Genomic DNA, 14,662 nt, shown 5'->3' with positions numbered 1-14,662 from the left:
TCGGGGGCGGGGGCTTCCGCTCCCCGCCCCTTCACGCTCTAGGTGTGGTACTCGCCCAGCCGCAGGATGTGCACGTCGGTGTCGTCGGAGACGCTCTCCTTCGGCTTCTCCTCGTCCTGCTCGACGATGACCCGCACGTCGTCCTGCGCGGAGTGCTGCGGGGCCGGCGCGGCCTCGATGGCGGGCTCCGGCGCGGGCGCCGGCACGGCGACCGGCTGCTGAGCGGCCACCGGCTGCTGAGGGGCGGCCGGCGCGGGCGGCAGCGCCGACTCCGGCACGAGCTGCCCGGCCGCCGCCTCGGTGCGCATGAGGTCGCCGAGCACCGAGCCGATCTCGGTCAGCCGCCGCACGACCTCGGTGTGGGTGTTGGTCAGATACTCCACCCGGCGCCCGGCGTGCTCGTCGAGCGAGGCCGTGCGCTGACGCGCCGCCGCCAGCATCGACTCGGCCTCCGCGTGCGCCCCCGCCACGAGCTGCTCGGCCTGCGCGTTGGCGGCCGCCATCATGCGCTCCGCCTCGGCCTGCGCCCCGCCGACCACCCGCTCGGCCTCGGCGTGCGCGTCGCGCAGCAGGCTCTCGGCCTCGCTGCGGGCCGACCCGAGCTGCTCCTCGGCGTCCGCGCCCGCCTGGGCCAGCATGCGCTCGGCCGCCTGCGTGGCCTCGGCCACCCGCCGCTCGGCCTCCGCCTGCGCCGAGGTCAGCATCTTGTCGGACGTCTCGCGCGACGTCGTCACCAGCCGCTCGGCCTCGGCCCTGGCGCTCTCCCGCACGGCGGTCGCCTCGGCCTCCGCGTCGGCGCGCTTGGCCGCGGCCTCCTCCTCGCCCAGCTTGAGGATCTGCGCGAGCCGCGGGCTGAGGTCCTCGTAGCTCTGGGGCGCCTCGACCATCCGCCGCCTGGCCTCCGCCAGCTCGACCCGGCCCTGCTCCGCCTGGTCGATCGCCCGTGCCAGCCGCTCTTCCAGATCCCGGATCTGGTTCCGGGTACGGATCATGTAGTCGTGCACCTGACGGCGGTTGTAGCCGCGCATCACGACTTCGAAGGTGTCCTCTTGCATCAGATCGGGAATGCTCTCGTGCTGGTTTGTCATGGGGGTTACCTAAGGGTTTGCGTGAGGCGGGGGAAAACTGCGGGTTGTGAGGGTCTGACGACGAGACGTCAGGAAACGACTTTCCTGCCATCTGCCCACGTCCGCAACCGGAACGCCACACCTGGGGCGGGAATTACGATTGGACGAATGTACATAGCAGCGTTGGACGACGGGGCAGTGCCGGACATCCACCCGGAGGCGTACATCGCGCCCGGCGCCGTCGTGGTCGGGAGTGTGCGGGTGGGCCGGGCGTCCAGCATCTGGTACGGCTCCGTTCTCCGCGGGGACGACGAGCGGATCGAGATCGGCGAGGAGTGCAACGTACAGGATCTGTGCTGCCTGCACGCCGACGCGGGCCAGCCGGCGATCCTGGAGGACCGGGTCAGCCTGGGCCACAAGGCCATGGTCCACGGCGCGCACGTCGAGACCGGCGCGCTGGTCGGCATCGGCGCGATCGTGCTGGGCGGCGCCCGGGTGGGCGCGGGCACGCTGGTCGCCGCCGGAGCGCTGGTCGGGCCGGGCAAGAAGATCCCGTCCGGGGTGCTGGTCGCCGGCGTGCCCGGCCGGATCGTGCGCGAGCTCACCGACGACGACCGGGCCTCCTTCGCCCGCACGCCGGACAACTACATGGCCAAGGCGGTCAGGCACCGGCAGGCGTCAGCAGTTTGATCAGGACCTGGTCCGACACCGAGGCGGTGTTGAGCGGGTCGGCGTACTCCGGCAGCTCGGGGCGGAGGAAGCGGACGAAGTCGACGGTCAGCTTGAGGTCGGGCACGCCCTTGACCTGCTTGGCGTTGGCCTTGGCGGCGTCCTTCTTCAGCGCGCCGTAGCTGTCCCAGTCGGTGTAGGCGGTGACACCCCATTGCAGCACCTCGGGGAGGTTCGAGGGCCAGCGTCTGGCGACCTTCCAGGCGCCGCCGTCCTCCTTGTAGAGCGCGACGGCGACCCGGCCGAGCCGGGCCAGGACGAGGTCCACCCAGCCGCCCTTGACCGCCACCTCCAGCGGCTTGGAGCTGCCGTCCTGGGTGAACTTGGCCTCGACCTGCCCGGCCGCGTCGGCGGTGCCGGTGGTGACGGACATCCACACGGGCTTGTCGTACGTGCCGGGCTGGCGGGCCATGAGCCCTCCGAGCGAGAACTTGCGCGCGGGCCTGCCGCCCTTCTTGCCGGTGACCTTGACCCGGGCGTGCATGACGATGTCCCCGGCCAGCTCCTGGTAGACGAAGGGGCCGCGGAAGGCGTCGTACCAGGTGGAGGTCTTCGGCTCCAGGTAGAGGGCGCCCTTGGCGGTCTTGTTCACGTCGAGCTTGGCGATCCTGTCGACGTCCTTCTCGGTGTCGCTCAGCTTGCTCCACACGGCCAGTTCCGCGGCGTCGGCGAACTCGCTGGAGGCCGATCCGACCTCGCCGCCGGGCGTGGGCGCCTGGGCGTTCTGGACGGTGAGCACGCCGGGACCGGTGGGAGTGGGCGGCGCCGCGGCGGTCCCGCAGCCGCTCACCACACCCGCCACTGCCAACACCCCTGCCACCTTTGCCCTCATAGCGGACATTCTGCCGTGAAATGCCGACGGGTGACGTCGGGCGGCCCAGTACGATGACGGCCGTGCGCCCCTGGGATGCGTTCACCTCGGCAGAGGCGGAGGTCCGCGCGATGGTCGCGGACCCGCGCTGGCAGGGCCTGTCCGTGCCCGACCGCGCGCACGTCCTGGCGGCCAGGGTCCTGGTGACCCAGGACGGCGACCGCTGGCTCTACGGCGCGTACGCCCGCTGGCACCTGCACGACCCCGGCGACGGCCGCTGGCACCCAGCGCCGCCGCCCAGGGGCGAACGGGCGCGCAAGGTGGGGCACGCGACGGCCGCGCTGCCGGACGAGGTGGTGCCCACCGGGCCCGACTTCGCCGCCGAGCCGGGCTCGACCCAGGCGTTCATCGGGCCCGACGTGCTGCCGGTGGTGACCGGGCAGATCGCGGAGATCGTCCGCGGGGCCGGGCGCAAGTCGGAGCTGGACTACCCGCTGACCGCCTTCGGGGAGATCTTCGCCGCCGACGTGCCGAGCACGGTCGCCGCCGTCTGGGGGACGGTCATGTGGTGCGCGTACGCGCCGGCCTTCGACGGCAACGAGCGCCTGATCACCCTGTTCGGCGAGTACCTGCGCCGCTCGCTGCCCGGCGACGAATGGGTGCGCTGGCTGCCCGCGCCGCCGCTGCTCGACCTGGTCACGCTGGTGTCCGAGCGCACCCGCGCGGGCCGGCCGCGGGCCGCGCTCCGGCTGGCGGCGCTGATCGCCGACACCGCCCAGGTGCTGCTGTCCGACATCCGGTTCAGGCCGCGGGCGCTGGCGCTGCTGACGATGGTGGAGCCGGTGCTGCGCCGGCCCGGCCGCGACGACGCCACGGCCGCGCGGGGGGACGACGCCGTGCGCCGGGCCTGGCTCGACCGCTGCCCGCCGCGGCTGGCCCTGGCCCTGCTGCCCGAGACCGATCCCGACGCCTACTTCGCCCACTCGGTGTACGACCTGGTCGAGGCGCTGGGCTTCGTGGAGGACGCGTCCGGAGCGGCGGCGGCGTACCTGGCCGACCTGTCGGACTCCAGGAGGATGCTGCCCGAGCGGCTGAACCACCGGTTGCGGCGGGCGTACGTGGAGTTGGAGCGTGCCGGGCTGACGGGCACGTCGGCGGCCGAGCGCACCGAGCCGGAGGGCTTCCCCGCCCGTCCGGGCGGAGTGCCGGCGCCGCAGGCGGCGGTGGTGACGCCGCCCGACCGGGAGAGCAAGGCGGCCGTGCTGGGCGCCGCGTACGCCACCTGCCTGGCGTGGGGACGGCTGACCGGCGCCAAGGTGCCGCAGCACGGCCTGGCCGGGCAGAGCGCGCTGGTCCGGGAGCTGATCCACGAACGCGACGACCACCACATCGGTCACCCGTAACGCACTATTACCGTTATTTCACCCTTACTCCGCCTATATCCCTCTATCACTTCAGTCACCGGGCAATTCGCTGAATTGTGATCTCGACTTCGGGAAATGATCCCTGTGGGGCCCCCGTGACGCCGAAAGGAATGACTCCGATGGGCCATGTCGCCGGAAGGGCCCTCGCCGTAACCTCGTAGAGGGTGTGGGCTGCGGAAGGAAGGACGACGCGGTGGGGCACGACGACCTGGACTCTCGGGTCCACGACCGTGTCGCGTTGGACGAGATTGCGCTCTACGCCGAGGTGCTCACGGCCGTGGCTGTCAGCGAGCGGCGGCTGACCTTGGACGAACTCGACGACGCGCTCGGATTGCGGACTTCGGCGAGTCGCTGAAGACCATCGAAAATTACCTGTCCCGGGCTCCTGTGGGGTCCGGGACAGTGGTTCCCGGCTATTACAGGTAACTAGTCAATCGAGGGTGCGCCTCTCCTACGTATGGAGGAGGCGACCCCCTACGACTTGACCAGGCGGGCGATGGCGGCCGACGCCTCCTTCACCTTCGCCTCGGCCTCCGGGCCGCCCGTGTTGATCGCGTCGGCGACGCAGTGGGAGATGTGCTCCTCCAGCAGCCCGAGCGCCACGGCCTGAAGGGCCCGCGTGGCCGCGGAGACCTGGGTGAGCACGTCGATGCAGTAGGCATCGTCGTCGACCATGCGCTGCAGGCCCCTGATCTGGCCCTCGATTCGCCGGAGCCGCGTCAGATATGCCTGCTTGTCTCCGCTGTACCCATGCATGCTTCTACGGTACCCGTAACCCGTATGAGCTAGCGGAGATCTGACAGCAGCTTCTCCCACTGTCCGGCGACTTCCTCGGCCGAATGGCGCACTGCGGTGTCGAGGGCGCCGGCCGCCAGCGAGCGGCGGCGGCGTTCGTCGTCGATGAGCGCCAGCAGCGCGCCCGCGAAGTGCTGCGCCTCGCTCTCGCTCTCCGGAACCAGCACGCCGTTGTAGCCGGTCGCCACGAACTCCCTGGGGCCCCTGGCGCCCTCGAAGGCCACCACCGGCACCCCGCACCCCATGGCCTCCAGCACGGTCATGCCCAGGTCCTCGCTGCGGGAGGGGTTGGCCACGATCGACGCCTTGGCGAACTCCCCCGCCAGGTCGGGCGTGACGCCCATGAAGTAGACGTGGTTGTGCAGGTCGAGCTCGCTCACCAGCGACCGCAGCCGCCGCTCCTCGGGGCCGCCGCCGTAGAGCCGCAGCCGCCAGTCGGGACGCTTGTCCGCCACGATCGCGAACGCCCTGATCAGCCGGTCGTACGCCTTGACCGACACCCACCGCCCCCCGGCCGCCACGATCCGGTTGTCCATCCGCGACCGCGGCCACGGGCCGCCCGGCAGCGCGTCCGGCACGGAGTGGACGGCGGACCCGTCGCCGAGCAGCCTGCCCCACTCCTCCTGGGCCGACTCCGTGGCCGTCACGACCGCGTCGAGGCGCGGGTAGAGCCGCTGCACCGGCCCGGGGACGGCGGGCCGCCCCCACTCCCTGGCGATCTTGATGGTTTCACGTGGAGCATGCCGCGCCACCTGGACGCCGATGCCCGGCCTGGTGGTGATCAGCACGTCGGACCTGAGCCCGCGCAGCAGCCGCCAGAGCGCCATCTCGGTGCGCATCTGGCCGCGCGGCAGCAGGTGGCGCACCCCTGGACGGGCGTCGACCAGGCTGCGCATGGCCACCTTGGAGCCGACGGGGAAGAACGGCTTCTCCTTCTGCCGCCGGACGCTGATGACCTCGACCTCGTGCCGCTCGGACAGGGCGGTGGCGAGGTTGAGCGTCGCCCGCACGTCGCCGCGCATGCCGTAGGCCGAGGCGAGCACCAGGCTGACCTTCATCCGCCCACCTCGATGCGCAGCTCGTCGTCGGCGGTGTAACAGGGCCGGACGGGCACGCCGTCGATCTCGGCCGAGGGATAGTGCAGCCGTCTTCGCTTGCCGTCGACGTCGTCGAGCCAGGCGCCCAGCCGCAGCGGCGTGGGCACGCCCTCGACCTCCAGCGCGGGCTCCCAGGTGCCGGCCGTGTCGGGGTCGGCCTCGACCACGTTCACCAGCGACACCGCCGCGTGGAAGCGCACCCCCTGGACGGTGGCGTTGGCCGACACCCGTTCCCTGGTCGGCCTGCGGTCGAGGGTGAGCGTGGCCTCGCGGCGCGCGTCGTCGTCCTCCAGCCCGGTGTACGCCAGCAGCCCCGTCACCTCGAACCGGCCCTCCCTGAACCAGATCGCCCGCACCTCGGCCACCGGCGCGGCGTCGGCTATCTTCAGGGCCAGAAACCCGTTCCGCGTCCGGTACGACCGGTAGGCCAGCGTCCGCCGGCACAGCGCGTACGCGTCGAGGTGGTCGAGCGAGAACCCCGGGTCGACGCTGCGCAGCCGGCTGCGGCTGCCCTCGTGCCGCAGGTAGGCGTCCCAGCGGCCGGCGGTCAGCTCCAGCGGCGCCAGCGAGACGGCCAGCGTGGCCTCCCGCGTCCGGCTTCCCGTGCGGCCCAGGCGCACGTCGCGCTCGACCCCCGTGGCGCGATGGCGCAGCACGAGCTCGGTGCCGTCACGCAGGGGCTCATCGATGGCGAGTCGCAGGGAGAGCACGTCGGCCAGGGTGACTTCGGCGTCCGTGACCACGACGCGCATCACCAGCCCCCTCCCCGTCGAATAAGGCCATGCGACGTTGAGGTTACCGTGATTTTCCCGTTATGTGGATGGGAGATTTCCAGCGAGGGGGCCCGTGACGTGCGGAACTCCTCTACAGAGCCTGTAGAGGAGTCCGACTTTTCGTGGTCAGGAAGCGCCCTTGACCGATTTGATCAACAGCTGCGCGACGTCCACGACTTCCAGCGATTCCTTGGCCTCGCCGCTGTTCTTCTTCTCGTTGATCGCGTCGCCGAGCATCACCATGCAGAACGGGCACGCGGTCGAGACGGTGTCGGGGTTCGTGGTGAGCGCCTCGTCGACCCGCTCGGTGTTGATGCGCTTGCCGATGCGCTCCTCCATCCACATGCGCGCGCCGCCCGCGCCGCAGCAGAAGCCGCGGTCCTTGTGGCGGTGCATCTCCTGGGTCTGCACGCCGGGCACCTTCGACATGATGTCGCGGGGCTGGGAGTAGACCTTGTTGTGGCGGCCGAGGAAGCACGGGTCGTGGTAGGTGATCTTCTCCTCGATCGGCGTGACGGGGGTGAGCAGGCCCTCGTCCACCAGCTTCGACAGCAGCTGGGTGTGGTGCACGACCTCGTAGGTGCCGCCGAGCTGCGGGTACTCGTTGGCCAGGGTGTTGAAGCAGTGGGGGCAGGTCGCGACGATCTTCTTGACGCCGGCCTCGTTCAGCGTCTCGATGTTCTGCTGGGCGAGCATGTTGAACAGGTACTCCATGCCCAGGCGGCGGGCCGGGTCACCGGTGCACGCCTCCATCGGGCCGAGCACCGCGAACTTCACGCCCGCGATGTGCAGCAGCTCGGCGACCGCCTTGGTGGTCTTCTTGGCGCGGTCCTCCAGGGCGCCCGCGCAGCCCACCCAGAACAGGTACTCGGCGTCCTCGGGCATCTTCTCCTCGACCAGCTCGACCTCGAAGTCGAGCTCCTCGATCCAGTCGGCCCGCTTCATCTCGGACATGCCCCATGGGTTGCCCTTGTTCTCCAGGTTCTTCACCATCACCCCCGCCTCGGACGGGAACGACGACTCCACCATGACCTGGTAGCGGCGCATGTCGAGGATGTGGTCGATGTGCTCGATGTCCACCGGGCACTGCTCGACGCAGGCGCCGCAGTTGGTGCACGACCACAGCACGTCGGGGTGGATGACGCCGTCCTCGCCGACGAGCGGCTTCTCCAGCAGCGCGAGCACGTCGGTGTCGGCGTGCTCGGTGCTCGCGGCCATCAGGTACGGGGCCACCTTGAAGGCGTGGTCGCGCTGGTCGAGGATGAGCATCTTCGGCGAGAGCGGCTTGTCGGTGTTCCAGGCCGGACACTGCGACTGGCAGCGGCCGCACTCGGTGCAGGAGTAGAAGTCGAGGAAGCCCTTCCACGTGGTGTCGCCGATCTTGCCGCGGCCCAGGCGCTCGGCGTCGAGCTCCTCGTCCTCGAAGTCGACGAGCTTGCCGTCGACGCGCAGCTCGGACGCGGCGCCGAGCCCGTTGGGACGCCGGGAGAACAGCACGTTGAGCGGCGCGGTGAAGATGTGCAGGTGCTTGGAGTTCACCACGATGACCAGGAACACCAGCATGAAGCCGATGTGCAGGAGCAGCGCGATCTCCTCCAGCAGCGGGCTGGCCGGCAGCGCGTCGCCGAGCGCCAGGGAGACGAACGCGCCGGAGGAGTAGGGGAAGTTGCCGTTGGCCGCCGAGGCGCCGCGGGCCAGGAACAGCGTCCAGATGATGTTGAAGATCATGAACAGGACGAGCCACGCGCCGCCGAGGTGCGAGCCGGAGAAACGCGACTTGCGGCCCAGCGTCTTGGGCGAGTTCTTGACCCGGATGATCGCGAAGGCGACCAGGCCGAGCAGACACGCGACCGCGATGAAGTCCTGGAGGAAGCCGAGCACGCCCCAGGTGCCGATGAGCGGGATGTGGAAGTCGGGCTCACCGGTGATCGCGCCCTGGATGATCGCGCCGTACGCCTCGATGTAGACGGTCAGCAGGATGAAGAACGCCCACATGACGAAGAAGTGGGCCGTGCCGGACGGCGTCCACTTCAGCAGCTTCTTCTGGCCGAAGACCTCGACGAGCTGGGCCTTGAGCTCGTCGGCGGCGTGCTCCTTGGCGTACTCGACGCGTTCGGGCGCGGGTGGCCCGGAGGTCGCCAGCTTGAACAGGAACAACACCCTGCGGCCGGCGACGGCCACCGCCAGGACGGTCATGACCAGCCCGATGATCGCTACCCAGAGCACGGGGTCCTCCCACAGACGACGATGGCTGCCAGCATACGGACACGTGTTTCCAGGAAGCTTACCGGCCAGTAACTTCCCGGGATGACATCCATACCCTATGGTCAGTGCCCTATACAGAACAATGCTCTACGCCGTGAAGTACCTCTGGATGGTCGGGGCTATCAGCTCGACGAGCTCCTCCGGATCGGCGCTGGCCAGCGGCTCCAATTTGATCACGTGACGGCCCATGATCACTCCGTACATCTGGCCAAAAGCAGCCTCGATGCGTAGGTGCGGAACACCAAGGCGGTCGGCCACCTGGAAGAGCAGCGCGTTGGTGATGAACTCCCGGAACATCGCCGCCGCCTGCTCGTTCGTGAGCGCCGAGCGCATCAGGGCGATCATCGGCTCGCGGGTCTCCGGCTCGGCGGTCACCCGCAGGATCATCCGCACCAGCCGCTCGCCGATCTCCTCGCGCGGGCCGTCCAGCAGCAGCGGGATGACCTCGTCGGGGGTGATCGGCAGCTGCATGGCCGCCGCGAACATGCCCTCCTTGGTCTCGAAGTAGTGGTGGACCAGAGCCGGGTCGACCTTGGCCTCCCGCGCGATCCCGCGGACCGTGGCCTTGTCGAAGCCCTTCTCGGCGAACACCCGCCGCGCCGCCGTCAGGATCTCGCCGCGCGTGTCGGCCGACCCGGGCCTGCGTCCGGGCCGGCGTCGTACGTTGCTCATGGCCGCGCCCCGCCGGTCACCGGCCCACCGCCAGGTACACCCGCATCGGCACCGACAGCACGCCCTCGGGGAAGGCCTTCCGCAGCTCCCCGCGCTGCCGCCCGACCAGCTCATCGGCCGCGTCCGGCGACAGCGCCGCCATGTACGAGTGGGAGCGCAGGTCGAGCAGGAAGTCCTCGATGCCGACCAGCCTCGTCCACGGGATCCAGCGCTCCTGGACCACCTCGAAGGCCGCGGCGATCGGCGGCACCGACCACTCCTCGACCGCCGGCCCCCAGTACGTGGGCACCGCCTCGGCCAGCCGCGCCTCGTAGGCGGCCAGCCACTCGGCCTGGGCCGCGTGGTGCAGGTTCCAGCAGCCCACGATCGCGCCGCCGGGCCGCAGCACCCGCCTGGCCTCGGCGATCGAGACGACGGGGTCGAGCCAGTGCCACGACTGGGCGTACGTCACCAGGTCGGCCACCCCGTCGGCCAGCGGCAGCGCGTTGCCGTCGGCGATCACCGCGGCGACCGGCGGCGGCTCGCCGTCGATCCGCGTGACCAGCCGGGCCAGCATCTCCGCCCCCGGATCGACCGCGATCACCTGGGAGCCGCGGGCCCGCAGCGCGTGCGTCAGGATGCCCGTGCCCGCGCCCACGTCGATCGCGGTGGCGCCGTCGAGCTCGATCCCGGTCACCTCGGTGAGCGCGCGGTACATCTCGTCGGGATAGGTCGGGCGGCCCGCGTCGTAGGCGTCGGCCACGCTGTCGAAGACCCGCGCGAGGTCTCTGGTCGGCCCGACGTTCCTGGTCGGCCCCACGTTCATCGGGACGCCGCCAGGTGCAGGCGGGCGAAGGCCAGCGCCTCGGCCAGGTCGTCGACGCGCTCGGTGCGGCTGGCCGCCTTGCGGGTGTTGATCTCCAGCACCACCAGGCCGCCGTAGCCCGAGTTCGCCAGGCGTTCCAGCATCTGCGCGCACGGCTGGTTGCCCCTGCCGGGGACCAGGTGCTCGTCCTTGTTGGTCACGCCCATGCCGTCGGCCAGGTGGAGGTGGGCGAGCCGGTCGCCGAGCTTGGTGGCCATCTCCATGGCGTCGGAGCCGGACACCGCGGTGTGCGACAGGTCGAGGGTGACCTGCGGGAAGTCGTAGTCGATCGGGTTCCAGTCGGGCGAGTACGGCACCACGTCGTTGCCCCTGGCGCGCAGCGGGAACATGTTCTCGACCGCGAACGTGACATCGGTCTCCTCACGCATGCGGGCCAGGCCGTTCTCGAAGTCGCGGGCGTAGTCGCGCTGCCAGCGGAACGGCGGGTGCACCACGACCGTCGAGGCGCCGAGGCGCTCAGCGGCCTTCTGCGCCCTGACCAGCTTGGCCCAAGGGTCTCTGCCCCACACCCGCTGCGTCACGAGCAGACAGGGCGCGTGGATCGCCAGGACGGGCACCTGATAATGCTCCGACAGCCGCTCGATCACGTCGATGTCCTGGCTCACCGGATCGGCGCCGACCATGATCTCGACACCGTCGTAGCCCAGGCGCGCGGCCAGTTCGAACGCGTCGGGAGTGCGTTCTGGATATACCGAGGCGGTGGACAATGCGATCTTCGCATTGGGCACGCGGATGACATCAGCCACGTTGCCAGCCTAAGCCGGAGAAGCGCCTCTGGCGCGTGAGCCCCACCAGATAGCCCTACCCAACCCCCCATCCCACCCCAAAGACACACCCCCTGACCCCGCTACGGTGGGGGCCATGCCACGGATAGCCAGAGGCGCGATCCCCAGCCCGAACATCTGGAACGCTCCCCAGGTCTACGAGCTGGAGAACCGCGCCGTCGACCCCCAGGGCGCGGCCGACGCCGCGATGCGCGAGCTGCGTCCGTGGGCCGGCGCGACCGTGCTCGACATCGGCTGCGGCACCGGCTTCCACCTGCCCGTCCTGGCCGCCGACGCGGCCGCCGTGATCGGCGTCGAGCCCCACGGCGACCTGGCCGGACTGGCCCGCCGCCGCTGCGCGAACCTGCCCAACGTCTCGGTGCACGCCGCCGCCGCCCAGGACCTCCCGCTGCCCGACGCGAGCGTCGACGTGGCCATGGCCCGCTGGGCCTACTTCTTCGGCCCCGGCTGCGAGCCCGGCCTGCGCGAGCTGTCCCGCGTCGTGCGCCGCGGCGGCGCCGCGTTCGTCATCGACCTCGACGCCACCCGCGGCTCGTTCGGCCGCTGGTTCTCCCGCACGGTGCCGGCGTACTCGGCGCGCGAGGTGGAGGCGTTCTGGGTCCGCCAGGGCTGGCAGCGGCGGCCGCTCGACCTCACGATGACCTTCGAGCGCCGGGCCGACCTGGAGGCCGTGCTGCGCATCGAGTTCGCCCCGGAGGTGGCCGAGCAGGCCGTCGCGGAGACCCCCGGCCTGGAGATCTTCTACCCGAACGTGCTGCGCTGGCGCTACTTCTGAACTCATGGCCTCACTCCGTGAGGCGGCTCGGTCGCCACATGCCGCCGCCTTCCCCCGCTCTGGTCGCTCCGCTCCCGCCGCTCCTCCAGGCGACGGCACTTCTGAGTTCATGGCCTCACTCCGTGAGGCGGGCTCGGTCGCCATATGCCGCCGCCTTCCCCCGCTCTGGTCGCTGCGCTCCCGCCGCCCCTCCAGGCGACGGCGCTCCCTCGCGGGTCTCATGGCCTCACTCCGTTCGGCGGGCTCGGTCGCCACATGCCGCCGCCTTCCCCCGCTCTGGTCGCTCCGCTCCCGCCACTCCTCCAGGCGACGGCGCTCCCTCGCGGGTCTCATGGCCTCACTCCGTTCGGCGGGCTCGGTCGCCATATGCCGCCGCCTTCCCCCGCTCTGGTCGCTGCGCTCCCGCCGCTCCTCCAGGCGACGGCGCTCCCTCGCGGGCTTGACATTGACGTCGGCGTCAACGTTTACCGTGGTGGCATGCGCATCGGGGAGCTGGCGGAACGCACCGGGGTGAGCACCCGTTCACTCCGCTACTACGAGCAGCACGGCCTGCTCTCGGCCAGACGCGGCCCCAACGGCTACCGCGAGTACGCCGAGGAGGACGTCAAGCTGGTGGCCGAGATCCGGTCGCTGCTCTCGGTCGGCTTCACGCTGGAGGACACCCGTCCCTTCGTCGACTGCCTGCGCTCGGGCCACAGCACGGGCGGTTCCTGCCGGGAGTCCGTCGAGGTCTACCAGCGCAAGATCATGCAGATCGACGAGGAGATCCGGGTGCTGCTCGCCCGCCGCGCCGAGGTCGCCGCCCAGCTCGCCCAGTCGTGTCCCGGCTGCTTCGTAAGGGGAGACAAATGATCACGTTGACCACCGACAACTTCGAGGAGCAGGTGCTCAGGAGCGACAAGCCGGTGCTGGTCGACTTCTGGGCCGAGTGGTGCCCGCCGTGCCGCATGGTGGCCCCCGTCCTGGACGAGATCGAGGCCGAGCACGGCCTGGCCATCGGCAAGCTCAACACCGACGAGAACCCCGAGATCATGTCCCGCTACGGCGTGATGGGCCTGCCCACGCTGCTGCTGTTCGAGAACGGCGAGCCCGTCAGGCAGATCGTGGGCGCGCGTCCCAAGCGCCTGCTGGTGCAGGAACTGGGCCTCACGCGGTAGTCGAGGATTGTCGGCACGGGCCGCTAGCCTGCTCGACATGGCCAAGACAGCGCAGAAGCCCGGTTACCGCTGTGCCGAGTGCGGCTGGCGCACCAGCAAGTGGGTCGGCAGGTGCGGCGAGTGCCAGGCGTGGGGCACTGTCGACGAGGAGGGCGCGCGCGCCGGCGTCAACGTCGTCCAGGGCGGCGCGACCACCGGGCCCGCGCTGCCCATCGGCCAGGTCAAGGCCGAGGTGGCCGCGGCCCGCACCACCGGGGTGAGCGAGCTCGACCGGGTGCTCGGCGGCGGCCTGGTGCCCGGCGCGGTGGTGCTGCTGGCCGGCGAGCCCGGCATCGGCAAGTCCACGCTGCTGCTGGAGGCCGCGGCCCGCATCGCCGAGCGCACCACCGTCCTCTACGTGACGGGCGAGGAGTCGGCGGCCCAGGTGCGCCTGCGGGCCGACCGCATCGGCGCCATCCAGGACAACCTCTACCTCGCCGCCGAGACCGAGCTCTCGGCGCTGATCACCCACGTCGACAAGGTCGAGCCCAGCCTGCTGGTGGTCGACTCGGTCCAGACGGTCGGCTCGGCCCAGGCCACGGGCGTGCCCGGCGGCGTGACCCAGGTGCGCGAGGTGGCCGCCAACCTGGTGCGCATGGCCAAGGAGCGCAACCTCGCCACGGTCCTCGTGGGCCACGTCACCAAAGAGGGCTCGATCGCCGGCCCGCGCACCCTCGAACACCTGGTCGACGTCGTGCTCAACTTCGAGGGCGACCGCCACTCCAGGCTGCGCATGGTCCGCGCGATCAAGAACAGGTTCGGCCCCACCGACGAGGTCGGCTGCTTCGACCTGCACGAGCGCGGCATCGAGGGCATCACCGACCCGAGCGGGCTGTTCGTCTCGCGGCGCAGCGAGCCGGTCGCCGGCACCTGCGTCACCGTCACCGTCGAGGGCACCCGCCCGCTGCCCGCCGAGGTGCAGGCGCTCGTGGCCCGCACCGAGGCCCAGCAGCCGCGGCGCACGTCCTCGGGGCTCGACACCTACCGCGTCCAGATGATCCTCGCCGTGCTGGAGCGCCGGCTCAACGCCCGGCTCGGCGGCTGCGACGTGTTCACCGCCACCGTGGGCGGCATCAAGCTGGCCGATCCGGCCGTCGACCTGGCGGTCATGCTCGCCGTCGCGAGCGCCGCGGGCGACAAGCCGCTGCCACCCGGTCTGGTGGCGCTCGGCGAGGTGGGCCTGGCGGGCGAGCTGCGTCCGGTCAAAGACGTGCGCAGGCGGCTGACGGAGGCGTCCAGGCTGGGGTTCAAGCGGGCGCTCGTGCCCGCCGGATCCCTGGAGACGGGCGCCGGGAAGCGCAACGGGCAGCGGGCTCTGGTGCCCGTCGGGCCGGTGGCGTTCGCCCCCGGGTTCGAGGTCGTCCAGGCCGAGAACGTCTGGGACGCACTCACGCACGTCACATAGCAC

Annotated in this window: 16 protein-coding genes; 7 read left to right on the top strand and 9 right to left on the bottom strand. The window is 71.0% G+C overall.

The features are described 5' to 3' along the window. Positions 1-38: 38 nt before the first annotated feature. Positions 39-1,088 carry a hypothetical protein gene (locus tag ACIBQ8_RS27835; protein WP_397193343.1) on the bottom strand — a complete coding sequence of 350 codons (1,050 nt, stop codon included), beginning with the start codon at positions 1,086-1,088 and terminating at the stop codon, positions 39-41. Between the two features lie 147 nt (positions 1,089-1,235). Between ACIBQ8_RS27835 and ACIBQ8_RS27830 the strand changes: the two genes are divergently transcribed. Continuing rightward, a complete protein-coding gene (locus tag ACIBQ8_RS27830; protein WP_357975257.1) occupies positions 1,236-1,757 on the top strand; it encodes a gamma carbonic anhydrase family protein in 522 nt (173 codons plus the stop codon). Here ACIBQ8_RS27830 and ACIBQ8_RS27825 read toward each other — a convergent pair. Beyond that, a complete protein-coding gene (locus ACIBQ8_RS27825) occupies positions 1,729-2,607 on the bottom strand; it encodes a hypothetical protein (protein ID WP_397178535.1) in 879 nt (292 codons plus the stop codon). The two genes, ACIBQ8_RS27830 and ACIBQ8_RS27825, sit on opposite strands and share 29 nt — an antisense overlap. 74 nt (positions 2,608-2,681) lie before the next feature. Between ACIBQ8_RS27825 and ACIBQ8_RS27820 the strand changes: the two genes are divergently transcribed. Further along, on the top strand, positions 2,682-4,010 hold the full coding sequence (locus ACIBQ8_RS27820; RefSeq protein ID WP_397178648.1) for a hypothetical protein: 1,329 nt from the start codon (positions 2,682-2,684) through the stop codon (positions 4,008-4,010). A gap of 214 nt (positions 4,011-4,224) precedes the next feature. Beyond that, positions 4,225-4,386: a hypothetical protein gene (locus ACIBQ8_RS27815; RefSeq protein WP_020540796.1), complete on the top strand. Its 162-nt coding sequence runs from the start codon at positions 4,225-4,227 to the stop codon at positions 4,384-4,386. A 119-nt stretch (positions 4,387-4,505) separates the two neighbouring features. On the opposite strand, the gene ACIBQ8_RS27810 is transcribed toward ACIBQ8_RS27815, so the two are convergent. The 7 genes from ACIBQ8_RS27810 to ACIBQ8_RS27780 all read right to left on the bottom strand — a co-directional run bounded on the left by ACIBQ8_RS27810 (position 4,506) and on the right by ACIBQ8_RS27780 (position 11,244). After that, positions 4,506-4,787 carry a metal-sensitive transcriptional regulator gene (locus ACIBQ8_RS27810; protein ID WP_352327377.1) on the bottom strand — a complete coding sequence of 94 codons (282 nt, stop codon included), beginning with the start codon at positions 4,785-4,787 and terminating at the stop codon, positions 4,506-4,508. Between the two features lie 29 nt (positions 4,788-4,816). Next, positions 4,817-5,884, bottom strand: a complete 1,068-nt coding sequence (locus tag ACIBQ8_RS27805) for a glycosyltransferase (protein ID WP_397178534.1) — start codon at positions 5,882-5,884, stop codon at positions 4,817-4,819. Beyond that, positions 5,881-6,675 (bottom strand): hypothetical protein, encoded by a 795-nt coding sequence (locus ACIBQ8_RS27800; protein ID WP_352327379.1) that lies wholly within the window; start codon positions 6,673-6,675, stop codon positions 5,881-5,883. The genes ACIBQ8_RS27805 and ACIBQ8_RS27800 overlap by 4 nt, the downstream gene beginning before the upstream one ends. A 147-nt stretch (positions 6,676-6,822) precedes the next feature. Next, positions 6,823-8,922 (bottom strand): (Fe-S)-binding protein, encoded by a 2,100-nt coding sequence (locus ACIBQ8_RS27795; RefSeq protein WP_397178533.1) that lies wholly within the window; start codon positions 8,920-8,922, stop codon positions 6,823-6,825. A 126-nt stretch (positions 8,923-9,048) separates the two neighbouring features. Next, complete coding sequence (locus ACIBQ8_RS27790; protein WP_358291609.1) at positions 9,049-9,633, bottom strand: TetR family transcriptional regulator; 585 nt, start codon at positions 9,631-9,633, stop codon at positions 9,049-9,051. Between the two features lie 16 nt (positions 9,634-9,649). Then, positions 9,650-10,438, bottom strand: a complete 789-nt coding sequence (locus ACIBQ8_RS27785; RefSeq protein ID WP_397178532.1) for a class I SAM-dependent methyltransferase — start codon at positions 10,436-10,438, stop codon at positions 9,650-9,652. Further along, a complete protein-coding gene (locus ACIBQ8_RS27780) occupies positions 10,435-11,244 on the bottom strand; it encodes a sugar phosphate isomerase/epimerase family protein (protein WP_397178531.1) in 810 nt (269 codons plus the stop codon). Before ACIBQ8_RS27780 ends, ACIBQ8_RS27785 begins: the two co-directional genes overlap by 4 nt. A gap of 115 nt (positions 11,245-11,359) precedes the next feature. On the opposite strand from ACIBQ8_RS27780, the gene ACIBQ8_RS27775 reads away from it, so the two are divergent. The 4 genes from ACIBQ8_RS27775 to radA all read left to right on the top strand — a co-directional run bounded on the left by ACIBQ8_RS27775 (position 11,360) and on the right by radA (position 14,659). Beyond that, positions 11,360-12,058: a class I SAM-dependent methyltransferase gene (locus ACIBQ8_RS27775; RefSeq protein ID WP_397193342.1), complete on the top strand. Its 699-nt coding sequence runs from the start codon at positions 11,360-11,362 to the stop codon at positions 12,056-12,058. Positions 12,059-12,535: 477 nt separating this feature from the next. Continuing rightward, positions 12,536-12,910, top strand: a complete 375-nt coding sequence (locus ACIBQ8_RS27770) for a MerR family transcriptional regulator (protein ID WP_397178529.1) — start codon at positions 12,536-12,538, stop codon at positions 12,908-12,910. Further along, the gene (gene trxA / locus ACIBQ8_RS27765; protein WP_221762492.1) at positions 12,907-13,215 is read left to right on the top strand and encodes a thioredoxin; all 309 of its coding nucleotides are present in this window, start codon (positions 12,907-12,909) and stop codon (positions 13,213-13,215) included. Before ACIBQ8_RS27770 ends, trxA begins: the two co-directional genes overlap by 4 nt. A 37-nt stretch (positions 13,216-13,252) precedes the next feature. After that, a complete protein-coding gene (radA, locus tag ACIBQ8_RS27760) occupies positions 13,253-14,659 on the top strand; it encodes a DNA repair protein RadA (RefSeq protein WP_397178528.1) in 1,407 nt (468 codons plus the stop codon). The last annotated feature ends 3 nt before the right edge of the window (positions 14,660-14,662 follow it).

The sequence above is a fragment of the Nonomuraea sp. NPDC049646 genome, from assembly GCF_044465525.1.
Classification (GTDB): domain Bacteria; phylum Actinomycetota; class Actinomycetes; order Streptosporangiales; family Streptosporangiaceae; genus Nonomuraea.
The sequence above is the reverse complement of the archived record's forward strand: the minus strand, read 5'-3'. Positions and strand labels throughout refer to the sequence as shown.

Coding starts and splice junctions, on each gene's coding strand:
- ACIBQ8_RS27790 (WP_358291609.1), bottom strand. CDS start 9,633: ATGAGCAACGTACGACGCCGGCCCGGACGCAGGCCCGGGTCGGCCGAC.
- ACIBQ8_RS27800 (WP_352327379.1), bottom strand. CDS start 6,675: ATGCGCGTCGTGGTCACGGACGCCGAAGTCACCCTGGCCGACGTGCTC.
- ACIBQ8_RS27835 (WP_397193343.1), bottom strand. CDS start 1,088: ATGACAAACCAGCACGAGAGCATTCCCGATCTGATGCAAGAGGACACC.
- ACIBQ8_RS27830 (WP_357975257.1), top strand. CDS start 1,236: ATGTACATAGCAGCGTTGGACGACGGGGCAGTGCCGGACATCCACCCG.
- trxA (WP_221762492.1), top strand. CDS start 12,907: ATGATCACGTTGACCACCGACAACTTCGAGGAGCAGGTGCTCAGGAGC.
- radA (WP_397178528.1), top strand. CDS start 13,253: ATGGCCAAGACAGCGCAGAAGCCCGGTTACCGCTGTGCCGAGTGCGGC.
- ACIBQ8_RS27770 (WP_397178529.1), top strand. CDS start 12,536: ATGCGCATCGGGGAGCTGGCGGAACGCACCGGGGTGAGCACCCGTTCA.
- ACIBQ8_RS27810 (WP_352327377.1), bottom strand. CDS start 4,787: ATGCATGGGTACAGCGGAGACAAGCAGGCATATCTGACGCGGCTCCGG.
- ACIBQ8_RS27775 (WP_397193342.1), top strand. CDS start 11,360: ATGCCACGGATAGCCAGAGGCGCGATCCCCAGCCCGAACATCTGGAAC.
- ACIBQ8_RS27785 (WP_397178532.1), bottom strand. CDS start 10,438: ATGAACGTGGGGCCGACCAGGAACGTCGGGCCGACCAGAGACCTCGCG.
- ACIBQ8_RS27805 (WP_397178534.1), bottom strand. CDS start 5,884: ATGAAGGTCAGCCTGGTGCTCGCCTCGGCCTACGGCATGCGCGGCGAC.
- ACIBQ8_RS27820 (WP_397178648.1), top strand. CDS start 2,682: ATGACGGCCGTGCGCCCCTGGGATGCGTTCACCTCGGCAGAGGCGGAG.